The organism is Succinimonas amylolytica DSM 2873 (genome assembly GCF_000378405.1).
Taxonomy (GTDB): domain Bacteria; phylum Pseudomonadota; class Gammaproteobacteria; order Enterobacterales; family Succinivibrionaceae; genus Succinimonas; species Succinimonas amylolytica.
This window is the reverse complement of record NZ_KB899637.1, coordinates 406203-422961: the sequence shown is the minus strand read 5'-3', so window position 1 is coordinate 422961 and position 16759 is coordinate 406203. Positions and strand designations below refer to the sequence as shown.

The 16759-nt window shown below is 50.9% G+C and carries 14 protein-coding genes and 1 pseudogene; 2 read left to right on the top strand and 13 right to left on the bottom strand.

The genetic code is table 11. From position 1 onward, the window contains the following. Positions 1 to 25: 25 nt before the first annotated feature. Complete coding sequence (locus F557_RS0111375; protein ID WP_019002345.1) at positions 26 to 4174, bottom strand: exodeoxyribonuclease V subunit gamma; 4149 nt, start codon at positions 4172 to 4174, stop codon at positions 26 to 28. 508 nt (positions 4175 to 4682) lie between these two features. On the opposite strand from F557_RS0111375, the gene F557_RS0111365 reads away from it, so the two are divergent. Continuing rightward, positions 4683 to 6020 carry an SEL1-like repeat protein gene (locus F557_RS0111365; protein ID WP_019002344.1) on the top strand — a complete coding sequence of 446 codons (1338 nt, stop codon included), beginning with the start codon at positions 4683 to 4685 and terminating at the stop codon, positions 6018 to 6020. Between the two features lie 90 nt (positions 6021 to 6110). On the opposite strand, the gene F557_RS0111360 is transcribed toward F557_RS0111365, so the two are convergent. Continuing rightward, positions 6111 to 6497, bottom strand: a complete 387-nt coding sequence (locus F557_RS0111360) for a VOC family protein (RefSeq protein ID WP_019002343.1) — start codon at positions 6495 to 6497, stop codon at positions 6111 to 6113. Between the two features lie 224 nt (positions 6498 to 6721). Further along, complete coding sequence (locus F557_RS22735; protein ID WP_019002341.1) at positions 6722 to 6934, bottom strand: hypothetical protein; 213 nt, start codon at positions 6932 to 6934, stop codon at positions 6722 to 6724. Positions 6935 to 6960: 26 nt separating this feature from the next. Here F557_RS22735 and F557_RS0111345 point away from each other — a divergent pair, with 26 nt between their 5' ends. Further along, positions 6961 to 7281: a TIGR04076 family protein gene (locus F557_RS0111345; RefSeq protein ID WP_019002340.1), complete on the top strand. Its 321-nt coding sequence runs from the start codon at positions 6961 to 6963 to the stop codon at positions 7279 to 7281. 29 nt (positions 7282 to 7310) lie between these two features. Here F557_RS0111345 and F557_RS0111340 read toward each other — a convergent pair whose 3' ends face one another. The 10 genes and pseudogenes from F557_RS0111340 to F557_RS23290 all read right to left on the bottom strand — a co-directional run. Further along, complete coding sequence (locus tag F557_RS0111340) at positions 7311 to 8690, bottom strand: PD-(D/E)XK nuclease domain-containing protein (protein WP_019002339.1); 1380 nt, start codon at positions 8688 to 8690, stop codon at positions 7311 to 7313. A gap of 29 nt (positions 8691 to 8719) precedes the next feature. Next, a complete protein-coding gene (locus F557_RS0111335; protein WP_019002338.1) occupies positions 8720 to 10333 on the bottom strand; it encodes a transposase in 1614 nt (537 codons plus the stop codon). 133 nt (positions 10334 to 10466) lie between these two features. Further along, a complete protein-coding gene (locus F557_RS0111330; RefSeq protein ID WP_019002337.1) occupies positions 10467 to 10952 on the bottom strand; it encodes an AAA family ATPase in 486 nt (161 codons plus the stop codon). Between the two features lie 560 nt (positions 10953 to 11512). Then, complete coding sequence (locus F557_RS0111315) at positions 11513 to 11923, bottom strand: M67 family metallopeptidase (RefSeq protein WP_026297884.1); 411 nt, start codon at positions 11921 to 11923, stop codon at positions 11513 to 11515. A gap of 14 nt (positions 11924 to 11937) precedes the next feature. Next, on the bottom strand, positions 11938 to 12747 hold the full coding sequence (locus F557_RS0111310; RefSeq protein WP_019002333.1) for a HesA/MoeB/ThiF family protein: 810 nt from the start codon (positions 12745 to 12747) through the stop codon (positions 11938 to 11940). After that, on the bottom strand, positions 12738 to 12950 hold the full coding sequence (thiS, locus tag F557_RS0111305; protein WP_026297883.1) for a sulfur carrier protein ThiS: 213 nt from the start codon (positions 12948 to 12950) through the stop codon (positions 12738 to 12740). The genes F557_RS0111310 and thiS overlap by 10 nt, the downstream gene beginning before the upstream one ends. A 100-nt stretch (positions 12951 to 13050) precedes the next feature. Further along, the gene (locus F557_RS0111300) at positions 13051 to 13299 is read right to left on the bottom strand and encodes a sulfurtransferase TusA family protein (protein ID WP_019002331.1); all 249 of its coding nucleotides are present in this window, start codon (positions 13297 to 13299) and stop codon (positions 13051 to 13053) included. A gap of 71 nt (positions 13300 to 13370) precedes the next feature. Beyond that, on the bottom strand, positions 13371 to 14600 hold the full coding sequence (locus F557_RS0111295) for an O-acetylhomoserine aminocarboxypropyltransferase/cysteine synthase family protein (RefSeq protein ID WP_019002330.1): 1230 nt from the start codon (positions 14598 to 14600) through the stop codon (positions 13371 to 13373). Positions 14601 to 14868: 268 nt separating this feature from the next. After that, positions 14869 to 16605 (bottom strand): cysteine desulfurase, encoded by a 1737-nt coding sequence (locus F557_RS0111290; RefSeq protein WP_019002329.1) that lies wholly within the window; start codon positions 16603 to 16605, stop codon positions 14869 to 14871. Continuing rightward, positions 16592 to 16759 (bottom strand): annotated as a pseudogene (locus F557_RS23290) (hypothetical protein); the annotation flags it as partial. The gene F557_RS0111290 and the pseudogene F557_RS23290, both read right to left, overlap by 14 nt.

The window sequence follows — 16759 nt, the reverse complement described above, 5'->3', positions numbered from 1 at the left end:
GCTACTTCTTTTTGCCGGCCGGTCCTTATTTATCATCTAATAATGTCTTAAAGGCTGTGCAGATCCCCTTAAAATTTCTGGGCTGATCATTATCCTGAGAATTAAAAAGGGTTTTTCCGGCATTCAGGAAATCTCTTCTGGTACTGTTTTTCCGGGAATTATTGCTGCTGTAATTATTATTTTTCAATTCAAGGGACAAAGGCGTAATCTGCCCCAGGAGATAAAGAATCACTCCCCGTCTGAGAATACCGGAGGCCTGATCGCAGCTCATTAATACCGTGTTCTTTTCAAGCCTCTTAGACTCATCGGACACTTCCTTAAGATCATTGCCAACGGCATAAAAGGGCTGGTTATCAGAATTCACACATAGCGTATACAAAGCAGCATGAACCTTCTTCTGAAACTTGAATTTCAGGTTGGAACTATTATGCCAGGAATCAAACATGAAATTCCGCCTTAAAAGCTCATCTACTTCAGAGATCCCGGTAATTCTGATGGTCACTGCTGGAATGCTGGTACCGCAGCTTTGCCTGTATGCGGCTAAAAGATCCCGGCACGTATTCGTGTCCTTCGTATCAGAGGCGGCACCGGTAGCTTCGCAGGCCGGTTCCGGAATGTCCCAGTACTGCCAGTCCGGACCGGAGGGGACAAAGGGATTTCCCCCCAGCTTTCTGTCCAGCGCAATGCATACCGCGGCATAGTCCGGAACCGCATCCAGCGTGATTTCATCAGCTGCAGAAAGAGGCTCCTGAGCCAATTCCAGCACCCTGCCGAGGCAGTCAATTTTCTGAGAGACCTGGTTCCAGGCATAATCTCCCGCCATTCCTGCCGGGAAGGCTCCCTTTCTGATCTGAAGCTCCCGTAATCCGGCCCGCTCCGCTTCAGTCATCTGTGCCGCATCCTTAAGAAGATCATTTGCCTGAATATATCCGAAACTGAAAATTTCATGAGCCGGCACCTCCCTGCTGTAGTCCTGGGAAACGCCAAGCTTTCTGGTCAGAAAATACTTCTCGGGATCCTTGATGAACCTCAGAAGATCCCTGGCCGGAATTTCCAGCCGGCCGTTAAGAGGCTCCAGCCGGCCTGCAGAATAGAGGCCCTGACCTATGAAATGCTGTTCCCTAAGTCCTCCGGAAGCAGCACTGCTCCGCCCTTCCGGAGAATCCGGCCCGGTATTTTCCCCAGCTGATCGTTTCGGAATCCACTGCTCCTGATAGGAATGGAAAGGACTGCCCTCGGTGTAGTTTACCCGGTCGGAGGGATTCAGAACGGCCTTAAAGAAAATTCTCTTCCGGAGAAGCGCCGCCGAAGATATCTCCGTATCTTCGTTACCGCTTTCTTTGTTTCTTTTCTTCTCTGAAGCCACATCTTTGTCTGCGGCCCTCATGGAAGCCATAACATAGTCCGCCAGCTCGGATACCACCACAGAGGGATTCTTCTCGGAACCGTCCCCCGGGGAAATGCCCAGGTAGGAAATGTGAAGTCCCTCCTGAGCGGCCAGCACTGCCTCCAGAAACATGTAGCGGTCATCGTCCGGACGGTTGCGATCCCCGGCCCGGGGCATTTCGTTCATGAGGTCAAAACCGGGCACTGCCGGGTTCGCCGGAAACTCGCCGTCATTCATGCCCAGCATGAACACATACCTGAAGGGAATGGAGCGCATGGGAACAAAGGTGCAGAAGTTAATGGCGTTTCTCAGGAACGGAGACCGTCTGTCGTCGGATCCCGCCAGGATATCGTCAAAGAACCGGATGGCCAGACTGAGGGTAAGCCGGGGCTTCCGTTCCAGAGCGGCAATGCTGGCAGCGGCTTCGGAAAAGGCCTTCTTCAGGTAGCTCATAATGCCCGTGCCCTGTTCTCCCAGACGGAAAAAACCGTCCAGAATGCGGGTTCTGATGAAGGTATGCCAGTCCTCCATGGTGAGCGGATTCGCACTAGCGGGGTTTTCGGCACGGCTGTTCATGGCGGAAAGCTCCTTTTTAAGCTCCGTAAGCCTGGTCAGGAACTCCGCAAAGGATCCGATAATCCGTACCTGGTCGCCCTCGCTTTCGGCATTCCAGGGCTTGCTGTCGCTGCCCTCACAGGGCATCATGCTGCCCATGACCAGTCTGGAAACGCCCTGTTTCAGGGTGAGATCCTGAAGGTGTCCCAGGAGGGCACTCCCGTCGGAAGGTTCCGGAATCTCGAGCGCAGCCACATCCCCGGAATCCAGTCCCAGCACGCCGTTGTTGTCATGAAGAAGATTACCGATTTCCCGGATATCCTCCTCCGAAAATCCGAATTTCTGGCGCACCTCCTCAATGTTGAAAAGCGCCACCACGTCATGGGCACTCCAGATGCGATCCGGACTCGCAAGCGAGAGGAGTGTCCGCACACCGGTCAGTACCGGGTTCTGATCGTTCATGCTGCGGTCGCAGATGGCAATGGGAAGCGTTACCGATTTGCCGCTCTGGGCCGTCTGCTTTGCCCTGAGGCTTTCGCTGCCGCCCCGGAAGACGCCTTCAATAAACGGGGCGTATACCGAAATGTTCGGTGCCATGACAATGATATCCCGGGGGAGGATCGGCTCTTTTTCCGGAACCCCGGCGGCATTGTCCTTATCAAACAGCGCCAGGATTCTGTCGTAAAGCACCTGTACCTCCCGGAGCCTGGTGGGGCAGGAGGTCACCGTCAGGGAGGGATTCTCAGTATTTACCGGAGTTCTTCTGCCGGCTTCGTTATCATCGGGGATTACGGAATTGTCCAGTCTGAAGATATCCATTCTGATCTTTTCAAGAATGCTGACCGGTTTTGCCGGGTCATTTCCGGCACGGTAATCCTGCTCGTAGGCGGAAATCTCGCAAATAAGACTTTCCCCGTGGCATCCGCTGGTATAAAGCTCTGCGCATTCAGCGGTCTTTTTCGTAAGAAGAGCCACGGTGTCCCGGCCTCTTTTTCCGAAGGACAGCAGAAGCGGATTCCCCGCATTCTGCAGGGTGTCCTCCAGGTTCCGGAGTTCCTCGTCCGCCTTCCGGCGGGATTCCTTTTCCTGCGCCTCATCATCAAAATCAAAATCAAAATCACAGACCTCCGGGATCTTTTTAAAACAGTCCTCACGTTCTTCGGAGGGTATTACCCGCATGGAAAGGGACTCCCCGGCGAAACCGGCAGCTGCTTCAGAAACCGGCGAATGGAACTCGTCTCTGAGATTCCCGCTCCGGGCCTCAATCTGATAGCGGGTGATGCGGTTAATCTTCTCACGGATTTCCTTCCTGCTTACGGGTCTGATGTCCCCCCAGTACTCGCGGCAGGGATTGAGAAACATGAAATGCACATCAGAAAACCGGCCCAGGGCAATGAGGATATTCAGGATCTCCGGAGGTACCGAGGAAATGCCGTAGATGAATACTCTTCCGGGGATGATTCTGGAAAAGGCCTCACTAATCAGCTTTCCTTCTGCGGAGGCGGGATCTGTCTTCTGAAGGAGCGCTCCCAGATCCTTAATAATCCGGGAACGGGAAATCCGGGGCTGGTCCCCGGCCCCCGCCGGAGAGGATTTTCCTCCGCCTGCGCCTTTTACATTCTTTTCCAGAATGCTCCAGAGCGCCGCCTCCCATTTGAAGGTGTTCTGGATTCTCCCCCCGGGAAGCTTGTTCATATAATCATTAAGACTCTGTATGCCATTGGAGCTACTGTCTGTCCACAGGCTGATCCAGTCGCTCCGGTAAATCTGGTACTTGTCGTAAACATCGGCCAGGGAAGCCGCCAGATCATAGACCAGGAGTTCCCGTTCAGTTTCCGAAATCCCCGGACGATCCAGATATTCCCTGATATGCTGAAAAGTCTCCTCGCCATTCAGGGCATTATTAGCGGAAAAAAGGCCGATAAGATTCCACCTGAGGGCCTCCCGGCTGTAGACATCAAAATCCTCCGCCTTATCTGACGCCTGCGGAAAAGTCTTAAGAGCCGCCCGGGCCAGCTCCCAGACAAAATTCCAGAGCCTGACATTGCGGGTCTGGGCAAATATCCCGTTCTCGGCAGTCATTACCTGCTTAACATAGGTAAACATGCCGCTGTTCTGAGTAACAATGACCTCATTCAGAAAAAGATCGCCGCCCCCCTGCTGCTCTTTCATGATCCTTCCGCCGATAAGGGCAAGTATCTCCAGACTGTCTGAATAGTAGGTCGTAAACATAAAAAATCCTTAGTTTGCACTGCGGCGGACGGGAAAAAAACTGCCCCGGCACCTTCCGGCCCCCAGTCCGGGACTGCGGAAACATTATGGCGATGCGGGCTTCTGAAGAGACTCCCGGCACCAGGCAGCGGGTAATACGAAAATTTTTCCAACAAACAACTTTTAAACCATTATACAAATAATAATTCATGGTATTCAAGGTTATTTCTGACAATAGGTGAAAAATGTCCGGCAGATCATATAATCGCTAAAGCCCCGGAACCCGGCACCGGACGCCCCCTGGGAATCTGGGAATCTGCGCATGCCGCGGCGCCTCCCTGCATCTGATACCTCTCCCGGGAGGTGAGAAAATCCCGTGATTTTTCAGGTCTGGAAGGTTTATGACAGCGGCATTTTCAGTCAGGAGTTTGACCGATCCGCAATAATCGCATGCAAAAAATTCCTCCCGGAGAAGATAGCCTTATAATGCCATAGCATCGTTATTTTCTCTTTGGAGTTCTTCCGGAATATGGCTCTTCCAACCTCCCTGATTCCGGCACTGCTGCTGCCGGCCCTGCTGTTCCTGAATCCGGCCGTTGCCGCTGATGACGCCGCCTGCCCTGAAATCCCTGAAAATGCTGAAAACGCCGGCTGCGCATCCGGTAATGCATGTCTGAAAGCGGGACTTGCCTGTCAGGAAGCCGGCATCTACCCCCGGGCCCTTGTCTTTCTGGAGGCGGCCTGCAATCTCAAAAGCCCCGACGGCTGCAATTTTACGGGCCAGAGCTATGAACGCGGAGAAGGCACGCCCAAAAATCCCATTAAAGCGGTGCAGCTGTACCGGCAGGCCTGCTCCCTGGAGTCCGAACCGGGCTGCTTCAGTATGGGCATGAGCTACTGGAACGGCACCGGCTTAAGACAGAATTATGATGAAGCCGTCAGAATCTTCAGAAATCTCTGCCGAAGGGAGCATCCCGGAGGGTGCTATATGCTGGGAACCGCCAGTCTTGACGGAAAAGGAGTCCCGAAATCGGAGGAGGAAGCCCTCCGTCTTTTCAGGCAAAGCTGCGACAGGGGACACCATCCTGCCTGTCACAGTCTCGGACTTCTCTATATGAACGGCACCGGCGTCACAAAATCCCCGGAGGAGGCGGCAAGGCTCTTTAGAAAGTCCTGTCAGGGGGACTTCCCCGATGGCTGCAACAGCTACGCCGTTGCCCTCCGGGACGGCACCGGCACCTCCCAGGACGTGCTGAATGCCCAGTCGCTGTTCATAAAATACTGCGACAGAGATTTTATGAAATCCTGCGTCAATATGGGAGGTCTCTACGAGGGCAGCCAGAAGTACCAGAAGGCCGCCGACCTTTATGACCGGGCCTGCGGAAAAAAGGATCCGGACGGCTGCTTCCGTCTGGCCATGCTTTATAGCGAGGGAAAAGGCTTTGCCAGGGATCCCCGAAAAGCCGTGGTGCTCTTCAGGCGGTCCTGCGATCTTAATAACGGCAGAGCCTGCAATCATCTGGGCATCGCCTACCGGGACGGGGAAGGAACCATGCAGAGCTACCGGGAAGCCACCAGAATGTTTGAAAAGAGCTGCAGTCTCAGCTACAGCTACGGCTGCACCAGTCTGGGCTATTCATACTTCAACGGACGGGGGGTTGGCAAAAACCAGAAAACCGCCAATGAGTTCTATGACAGAGCCTGCAGCATGGACAACGGCATCGCCTGCTATAATCTGGGAGTGAATTACCTGGAGGGTGCCGGAGTTCCCCAGGATTCCGGAGCCGCCATAAGGTTCCTGGACAAAGCCTGCAACCTTAAGAATGATGCCGCCTGCCAAAAGCTTCAGGAGATCCGGCAGCGCTGAAGGAATCCCGGAGAGTGCCGGCACAGCGCCTCACAGAAACCACTTTCCGGAGTCTTTACCGGCCCCGGGGCTCTTTAATGGCGCTGTGACTCACACCGTAAGCTCTATCATTATTTCACCGACAGCCACGGCGCTCTCATAATAGCCGTCCCCGGTGACCCGGGGGCCGCTCAGTACCGAAAAGCCGTCAATGCGCAGTCTCTCCGTAAGTTCATCCACTTCTTCCCGGCTTCCCAGAGAGAACGCCACATGACTGTACCCGATGCCATACGGGACATGCGGGGGATCGGTCATGCCGGGACGGTTCATGATTTCCAGCCGGGCTCCGTCATCAAAGCTGACAAAATATGAACGGAAACCGGTTTTCTGGTTACGGTAGCAGGATCCGGAACGGCCATGGAGATATTTTTCAAAAAAATCCCGGACAGCTTCGGGATCCCAGGCATAAAGTGCCACGTGTTCAATTTTTACAGACATGCCCTTCTCACTCCGCTATTCAGGATCTATAAAACACTCTAAAACAGATTTCCTGCCAAATCAAGCCTTCATCGCCAGAGTTGCCAGCTGATTCCTGGAAAACTCATGGAAAAGGCCTCCCCAAAATATGACTCCGGACTACGATAGCAGAGATGCGAAAAATGTTCCGGGATCTCCGTTAGGCTATATTATGGAGCTTATGGGATATGCTGTCTTTCCGGCGGTTATTTCCGGATCCCCGGGCCATAAACCGTGACCTTGCCTTCACTTTTCAGGAATCCTCTGCCCCGGCAGAGATACCGGATACCGCATGTTCCCCTTCTGAAGGTACAATTCCGGAAGGACCAGGGCAGAAACGAAAGACCGTCCCGGCGCATCCCGGTACCCATTCCGGAATCCCCCGGGGGCCCCTGCCGGAACCCTAAATCAGCAGACATACCCGAAATCAGAGGATCCCCGGAACATGAAGAAGGTAAGAATTACAGTAAAAAAAATCGCCAGATACGACGACCTTATTGCGGAATACGAAAACCCGCTGGAACATGCCTGCGACATGAAATCAGGGCAGGTGTTCATATGCAACGGCTGGAAAAAGCCTGAAGGCTTCTGCGACAGTGCCTGGGATTCAGTATCTCCGTTTGTCATGACGCTGGCCCACGGCGGAGAAAACTTCTATGACGGCTGGATGAAAAACCCGAAATCGGCCATGATCTCCTGTAATGACGGCTTTAGACCGGTCAGCTTTCTTCTGGAGACTCTGGAGGAGGAGGCCGTGCCGGAATGACGCGGCAATGTCCGATCTGTTCTGAAACCTTAGTTCCCGGCGGCATTATCCGGCAGCCTGAGAACCAGACACTCCTTCCCGAAAAATGACACGCCAAAGCTGAAAATTCTCCGGTATTTCCGCTCCCTGAAATCCCTGCCGTAATCATGGCTCCTTATCTGCTCCAGCGCTGCCTCCGCCCGCTTTTCCAGCTGCGAGAACTTGTTCCCGGCGGCTTTTTTGAGTTCCAGAAGCACCGCCTCTCTGTTCCTGGTGTTATCAATAATGATATCCGGGTAGCCGTCCCCCATTTCGGTCTGGGATATTACATCAACACTTTCATCAGCGGTCAGGGAGAGCGCCCCGGAAAGGAACATATGGTAGTAATACTCATAACTGGTATCTCTCACACTGATAAACCTCCGGAGCATGGCATTCATGATGTCCTGAGCCAGATCCGTATCCCCGCCAAGAAGAGCATCCCGGAGCGTCACTGCTTTTTCCAGCCACTCCGGATTGCCGGCGCTGAAAAGGAGCTCCGCCTTTTCGGAAAAGCATTCCCGAACCTCATTATTCGGAATTCTGACCACGGCTCTGTTTTTTGCAGCAGGCTCCGTATCCCGGACCACTGTAAGATACCCGGTATGGAGCATCATGGTGGCAAAGGTATCAAAGTCAGTATGTGCCGTAATGGCCGGATAGGAGGTGAATTCCCGGAGCGCTATTTCTGCGGATTTTCCTTCCAGAAGATGCTGAATGCGCTCCAAATCCTGCGCTCTGGGATGTTTCATCGAGAGCCCGATGATATCGTTACCGCTGGAATTTGCCCAGTAGTTCTGCGGTCTGAATGCGGCGGGATTTCTGCTTTTAAGTGCATCTCCTGTAAAATTCAGCACACTCCACGGGCACAGCATGTCAGTGCCGCCAAAATTATAGCCGTCGTACCATTTAATAACATCAGGAAGCCGGTTTCCCAGATTGTGCTGTCTTAGAAGCTTAACCGTTTCGTCCTTGGTGAGACCGATAAAACCGGATAAAAACTCATCCTGAATACCGTTGGCCTTGAAATTGTTGATACCGGTGAAAATGCTCTGATGGGCGATACGGAGACAGCCGGTGACAAAGCCCTTAAAGATGTTCTTATCATTATCCTTCAGTGTCGTACTTAGAATCAGCCGGATAACGTCGAGCATTTTGCCGTAATAACCGCGTGCTGCGGCTTTTTGCAGAGGAACATCATACTCATCAATAATAATTACCGGATCTTTACCGAATGTCTGCCTGAGGCAGGTAGTCAGATTCTTCAGAAATAAATTTATAAGAGCTGCCACACCTCTGGCAAAGGTGCCGTCAGAGTTAAAAACAGGAGTTATACCGTTATTACAGTCCTTTATCCCAAATTCCCGGGGGTATCTTCTAACTACAAACACTCATTCCGCAACAATCTTGTACACTGGAGTTACTCATCGTCAGGATTAACCTTAGGTATGGAATTATGTGATTTTAAAACATCACCATGTTTTATGTAATAGTTCGGGCAGGTAATTTTAAACTTGTTATATAGCCGCGTTGCAGAACTTTGGGCTTCACTTGTTATAATTTTTGTAGCATAAATTACACACTTTTGATTTCTTAGACCTAAGTACAATTCAACTGAATTGAGATAAGTCTGATTCAGCTTTTTTTGTATATATAAGTTCATGGTTGCAGCTATTTGACAAAGAAGTAAATGTCCTAATACCCTTTCTTCGTTATGAACTCTTAACGGCATTAATCTACTCAGTCCTTTCCCTAAATCAAAGTATTGTTCAACAATAAGACGATTATAATACACATTTAGAATCTCATCAGTTTTGTATGGTAATGATGAAATAATTATGAACATTCCAGACGTTTCAAATAATTCATGAAATGCACTGCCAATTTTCTTTAATTTCTTTTGAGATAATTTTTTAGAATTAACAATAGTCTTATGATTTTCAGATGAAGCTGCATCTACATCAAAACACAAATACGCATATGCTTCTTTTTTAATTGTTCCGATATTGCAATTTACTTGTTTTACATAAACAAACCTCCCCATAAATGTAACTAAATTTTCCGGTCTTCGCAATTCATTTTTACCTTGTTCAACAATATTATCGTATATGGTCTTTAGTTTTTCAGGTAATCTTGCAACAAAATCAATATTGGCATAGTAGAGGTTGTCAATGTTCTTTTCTGATAAGTAACCTGCATCAAGCAAGGCCATGTCGGTGTTTACGCCATACTCATTAAGCACTGTTATTGTTTTAGATAGCGTCGATACATCGTTTATATTCCCAGGGATTGCTCTGAAAATTAATGGGTAGCCTGAATCTCTTTGAATAGCTGATATCATTCGAACTTCATTACTAATAATATTATTATGATTGCTTACATTTGTAAGTTCAATTTGAATATCATTAGGTAATCCAGTGCTATCTATAACAATAGCAGGATCGTTAGAAATTTTTTCTTTAATCCAATCTATATGAGATTTGAAGAATTTTTGTCTTATTTCCTCTTTCCCTAAAAATGAGAGGAATTCACTTATTCGTTGTGAGTGTAAATCAGCATTGGGATATAATATTTTGGCAAAATTACCATCATACCAAGTGTTACAATGCATACATGAAATATCAGTAAGCACATAAAACATGACCATGGAATATAATGTATCTTTGTTTTTATATCCGATGCTATTGAGCACTTTATCATAATTCATTTGATGAATTAATTCATTAATGAAAAACGAATCTCCGAAATCTAAAATTAACTTAGGTTTCTTTCTTTGATCGTTTTGCAAAGTACCTGTAAAGGAAGGATCTGCTCGAAGAAATTGGTTGTTTTCAATATCATACTTAAAAACCCCTCTTTCCTTGCTGTAGAAAATATTATTTTTCTCATCAATTACTCTGCCTAGATATATCGTACCCTTTTTCCGGATTTTTCCATTTTCCCGATATGAAGTTCCTGGAACCTTAGCATACTTATAGTTGCCTTTATATTGGAAGGATAGCCTATTTGGGCATTTTGCGGAGTTATCTGACATTTGTAGTTACCATTTATAAACCTGTAACTACATTATAGCACAACAAATTCGTCCATAGCAACTGGAAATACAGATAAAAAAAGGAGTTGAAAGGGATATTTGGTGATGTAGAATTAGATGTAGTTACCAGAAACTACAGGGAATTTGGGTTTATTCTCTGCAGGAAAAGCGTATCCAGTGCTGTTTTTTTCGTAAGAAATGCAAATCTGGAGGCTAGCTCTGCAAATATAGCGACAATCATCTCAGCAGCATCCTCGAATGTATCTCCCTCCACATCCTTGAAGGAAATGCTGATAACCGGGTAGCGCCCCATGTATTCATCGCAGAATGCCCTGTTCTTATAGATGGCGAGATCCCTGAAGAGCCTTTCCGGCCGGCTTCTGTCCTCCGGATTCTCATAGTTCATTTCCAGAAAACAGGACAGCATGCTCATGGCAAGCGTCTTCCCGAATCTCCGGGGCCTCTGAATCTGAAACACCCCTGTCCCCGGGGTCAGAAGCTCCTCAAGACAGGAGGTCTTGTCAATGTAGACCATACCGTTACTGATAAGATTTTCAAAATCAGATATGCCTATCGGAAAAACTGTCCCGGAGACCGCCCTATCCGTATTTATTTCCATATCCGCTCCTTAAAAGCGTCGGTATTTTATGAAAGCCTAACCAGCGAACTTCTTTGGCACAGCCAGCCCAAAATACCAGCATGAGATAGCAAATGACATCACTTTACCGGGAAACCCATAGCTGATATTTATCCCGTTTTCTGACAGCTTAGCACATCCGGCCCCGGAATAACCATACAGATCTCCTGAATCGGACAGCGGTTCTGCCATGCTGAAGATGTGTCAGAACTTCCCGCCAGAACAGCTTCCGGGACTTTCTGCCCAAAAAGCCACGCGGTCATGGCAAAAACTGAAGCCGCACGGCCGGAACAGGAACCGCCGGAAAAAGTGAGGGAATTACAGAGGGGATGACTGAGCGGAATGAAGAACGGATACCAAACGGTAACGGCAGCATGAGACCTCTAACGTCATAAAGAGAGCGCGGCGGAAATACCGCCCCCACTGCCCCGGACAGCTGCAGAAACAGAGATTCCCTGCCCGCTTCGTTTTTTTCCTGAAGACAGTCTCCGGAACAGAAAACCTGCACCGGAAACCGTTGCGGGAACAGTCTGACAGCAGTCTCAGTCGCTGATGACAAGTTCCTCTTTAGTACTGACATTACCCTCAATATGGAAGGAATTCAGCACCGGCTCCGCATCCATAAGAGAAAGGATCATATAGGATGCCTGAGGATCATAGGCCAGTCTCTTATCCTCCTCAGAGGGCCGCGAGGGAGATTCGGGATGGGAATGCCAGTTTCCCAGGGGAACCAGACCGGACGCCCTCATATCCTTGATGGCGGCAAGATGCTCTTTGGGATCAATCGTAAAATGCTCGCTGGAATGATCGGTGTTGGTCAGGAGATATACCTTCCTGACAGTCTTGCTGCCATTAGCGACAGTGCCGGCGATAAGCCCGCAGGCTTCAGCGGGAAGCCCTGCCCTTGCATGGGCCAGCATCTTCTCATAATCTGACTTTTTAAGAGTAATCATGCATTCTTCCCGCATTACAGCCTGAGTTCGCAGGCAGGCTGCTCGTAGTCCCGAAGCTCGGTGATGGTGGGATGCTCGCCGCAGATAGCGCATTTCCCGTTGCAGGGAGGCAGCTTAACCTTTCTGAAGGACTGACTGATGCCGTCATAGGTCAGAAGCTCGCCCACAAGAAGCTTGCCGGTTCCGGTAATAAACTTCACGGTTTCCATCGCCTGGAGACTTCCGATAACGCCAGCCATGGCTCCTATTACCCCGGCCTGGCGGCAGGTAGGAATGGCGTCCTTCGGCGGCATGTCCTTGAACACGCAGCGGTAGCACGGCCCCTGACCGGGAATATAGGTCATAAGCTGTCCCTGGAATCTTAAAATGCCGGCATGGCTGAAGGGCTTCTTTTCCATAACACAGGCATCGTTAATGAGGAACTTTGCCGCGAAGTTGTCAGTACCGTCCACAATAAAGTCATAATCCCGGATAAGCTCCCGGATATTGGAGGAATCGATAAACTTCTGATACGCGTGCACCGTTACATCCGGATTAATGGCCTCCATGGACTCCTTCAGGGACTGCACCTTGGGCTTCCCGATATCGGCAGTGGTATGGGCAATCTGCCTTTGCAGGTTGGAGAGATCCACGGTGTCCGCATCCGCAACGCCGATGGTGCCCACCCCGGCAGCAGCCAGGTAAAGACCGACCGGACAGCCGAGGCCGCCGGCACCGATAATAAGTACCTTTGCTTCCAGAAGCTTCTTCTGTCCTTTGGCACCTACTTCCTTGAGAAGAATATGACGGGAATACCGTTCAATCTGCTCATCGCTTAATGCCATGCTCCGCCTCCCATGAAATAGAGGAATTCTACCGTATCCCCATCCTTAAGAACAACCTGATCCCGATCCGCTGTCTCAATAAACTCATCATTAAGAGAAACGGTGACATACTGAGGAGTCTGCACCTTTTCCTGCTCGATAAGCTCTTTGAGGAGAAGGCCGTCCTTAACTTCCTTCTTTTCTCCTGATACTGTTATAAACATCATTGTTTCCTTACTGATTACCCGATCCGGCACAAAAACCGGAAACGGAAGCGCCTTCCCGAACCGTTCCGGACCGCGCCGGGAACGGTTCCTCCAGAAATTAATCCCCGACCTTCCTCACATAGAGGGTAAAGGTGCCGTCACCATTGGAGTCCAGACCAAGCACCTCGTGCCCCTCCTCCTTCAGAGAACGCGGAACATTCTGCACCGGCTCTCCGTCATTGAGCCGCACTGCCAGAATCTGCCCTTCGTCCAGCTCGTCCAGAACAACCTTTGTTTTTACAAAGGTATTCGGACATACCAGACTGGTAACATCAACATTTTCGTCTGCCTTGATTGTCTCTGCCACAATAAACCTCCTGGTTTCATATCAGAAAAATGGGTTAAAGGCCGGAAAACTCTCCCGGCTCAGAAACAGAATCAGCCAGCCTCCAGAGCCTGGCGGAGATCCTCAATAAGGTCCGCCGCGTCCTCGATACCGAGACTGATTCGCAAAAGATCATCGTAAACTCCGGAGCCTTCCCGTTCCTCAGGAGTATTCTCCAGAGCAAGGGTGGAACCCGGATGAATAATAAGAGTGCGGGAATCCCCGATATTGGAAATCCGGTACATCAGCCGGAGCCGGTTCATAATGGCAAATGCCCGCTCCCGGCTGCCGGCTCTTAGTGTCAGAATAGCTCCAAAGCCGTTTCTGAGAACCCTTCCGGCCGTGTCGCGGGTCCGGGCTCCCGGAAGCCCCGGATAGTTAACCTGAAGCTCCGGATGCTCGCGGGAGAGCCATTCCGCCATGGCCAGAGCATTGTCGCAGGCCTGCTTCATTCTGAGCCCCAGGGTTTCCAGGCCGATGATATTGAGGAAAGCATTCATAGGTGCGAGACAGCCGCCCAGATCCCGGGCAAAACCGTTCCGGAGCTTCGCGGTAAAGGCGAATTTTCTATACTTCGCATAGCTTGCAAATTCCGGATATTTCGGGGATCTCCAGTTAAAGGTACCGCCGTCGGTCAGCACACCGCTTATAGCACTGCCGGATCCGTTCACGTATTTGGAGGTGGAATTCACCACAATATCTGCCCCCAGATCCAGAGGCCGTGCCAGATAGGCCGTCGCCGCGGTATTGTCAATGATGAGCGGAATGCCATGGGCCTTTGCGACTTCCGCCAGCATCGGGATATCGGCGACCTCAAGACTGGGATTCCCGATAGTTTCCGCAAAAATCAGCCTGGTTTTTTCGCTGACTGCCGTTTCCACCGCGGCCCGGTCAGTAATATCGACAAATTTTGTGGCAATCCCCAGAGAGCGGAGATCCTTAAAAAGGTAGTAGGTGCCGCCGTAAAGACCGCGACTGGCCACGATCTCGTCGCCAGCGGCAACGATGTTCAGCACTGCACCGGAAATAGCCGCCATCCCCGAAGAAAAAGCGACGGAAGACACCCCGTTTTCCAGTCTGGTAATACGGGTCTCGAATGCGGCCAGACTGGGATTCCCAACTCTGGTGTAGCTGTATCCCGGAGCCCGATGTCCGAAAATGGCCGCCATTTCCTCGGCACTGGCATGATGGAAGGCGCTGGCCTGATATACCGGCGGCAGTGTTGCGCCATGAGTCTCGTTTAAGTCCGCACCATCATGAAGAAGCGCTGTGTTGAATCTCATTCCGGACACCTCTTAAAATCCTTTTCAGGTTCCGGCCATAACAGCGGCTGTACCTGAAAACCCGTTAAAACTGTGAATACTGATAATACCTATTTGCCTACTAGGTTTAAGTATTTTATCAGCAATTTGAAAAAATGTGAACTCAGTTCTGATAACTGAAAATATTCCCTGTCAGAAGCCGCCTGGGAACCGGCGTCAAAAAAGGAGCCCGGTTACCCTGACTCCCTGTCGCCTGGCAGCTTCCTCCAGAAAGGACCGCCCTGAGAGCTTAAACCAGATTTCTCAGAGCTCTGGCCAGATAGTCAATGTCCTCAAAGGTGTTGTAAATGGCCAGGGTCGGCCGCACCACGCCTTCAAGTCCGTAATGCCTCAGAATCGGCTGGGCACAGTGATGTCCGGTTCTTACAGCAATACCGTAGCTGTCCAGATACTTCCCGATCTCATGAATATCCTTGCCGTCCATCACAAAGGAAAGCGCGCTGGACTTGTTCTTTGCAGTGCCGATAAGATGGAGTCCCCGGATCTTTCCCAGCTCCTGCATGCCATAGGCCACCAGCTCGTGCTCGTATCTGCTGACCTCGTGAATGCCAATGCCGGCAAGATAGTCCAGAGCCGCGCCCAGTCCTACCGCATCCGCAATGCTGCCGGTACCGGCCTCAAATTTGTTGGGAGCGGGATTGTAGATCGTTCTCTCAAAGGTTACATCCGCAATCATATTGCCGCCGCCGTGATACGGTCTGGCCTGCTCCAGAACCTCCTTCTTGCCGTAAAGGGCTCCGATACCGGTAGGCGCATACACCTTGTGGCCGGAGAATACGAAGAAATCGGTATCCAGCGCGGTGACATTCACCGGAATGTGCGCAATTGACTGCGCCCCGTCAATAAGAATCCTGACGCCGTGAGCATGAGCAATGGCCACCAGCTCCTCCACCGGGGTGATGGTACCCAGCACGTTGGACACATGGGTTACGGAAACAAATCTGGTTCTGGGAGTAAACAGCTTCTCGTAAGCCCCCATGTCAAGCTGCCCGGAGGCATCCACCGGAATAACCTTGATTACCGCGCCGGTCTCCTCGGCCACCAGCTGCCAGGGAACGATGTTGGCATGATGCTCCAGCAGAGAAACAATGATTTCGTCCCCCGGCTTCAGCAGCGGCTTGACAAAGGAATGCGCCACCAGGTTAATGGCCTCGGTGGTACCCCTTACAAAAACAATATTGTCCTTGGAGACGGCACCGATAAAGTCAGCCACCGTCTGGCGGGCATTTTCATAGGCGTCGGTAGAACGGGCCGCCATCGTATGAGCACCGCGGTGCACATTGGAGTTCTCATGGGCATAATAGTAGCTGAGACGGTCAATGACACTTTGCGGTCTCTGGGTAGTGGCTCCGTTGTCAAGCCAGATCAGCGGGTGATTGCTGACAGTCTCGCCCAGAATCGGGAAATCCTGTCTTATCTGCTCCAGGGTTTTGGAACCAATCACAATGCTGCGGTTCCCGGTCTGGCCTCCCACAGTGGCATCGGACTTACGGGGAGACTCCGCTCTCGCCGGAGAAGCCTCCGGGATCTGATTCTGACTCTGGGCCTGCGACACCACTACCGGCGAGAAAGCCTTGATTTCAGAAGAGGCGGCCGGAGCGGGGGCACTATAGGAGGTGCCCTGCTGTGCCAGAGCTGCAGCCGCAGAAACAGCCTCAGAAGCGCCGGAGCTCTCCGGGATTTCTTCCGGAACGGAACCGGCATAGGCAGCGTAATCGTCTTTTACAACCTCATCGGCGATTTTCTGAAAATCCTCAAAGCCGGAAAGAGCGGCCGCCTTGGAGGCCGCGGTACCGAACACGGCGGTATCGCCGCTGGTTACCAGCGCTGCAGTTTCCTTAACACAGCGCTCCGGCTCGAGGATACTGCCGTCCAGATCCTGAAAATACTGTCCCGCAAGAGTCTCCAGCTCCTGAACGGAGGGAAGCCCCAGAGCTTCGGGAGCTACAGAATTAGTTATAGTCATAGTACTCTCCAACCTCTACATCTTCCAGTACAGCGATAGCGTCGTCAGCAAGGATCGCACAGGAGCAGTAAAGAGAGAGCAGATAGGAGGCCAGCCCCTTGTCATCAATACCGCGGAAGCGTACAGAGAGACCGCGGGAAGCCTCGTTCTGAAG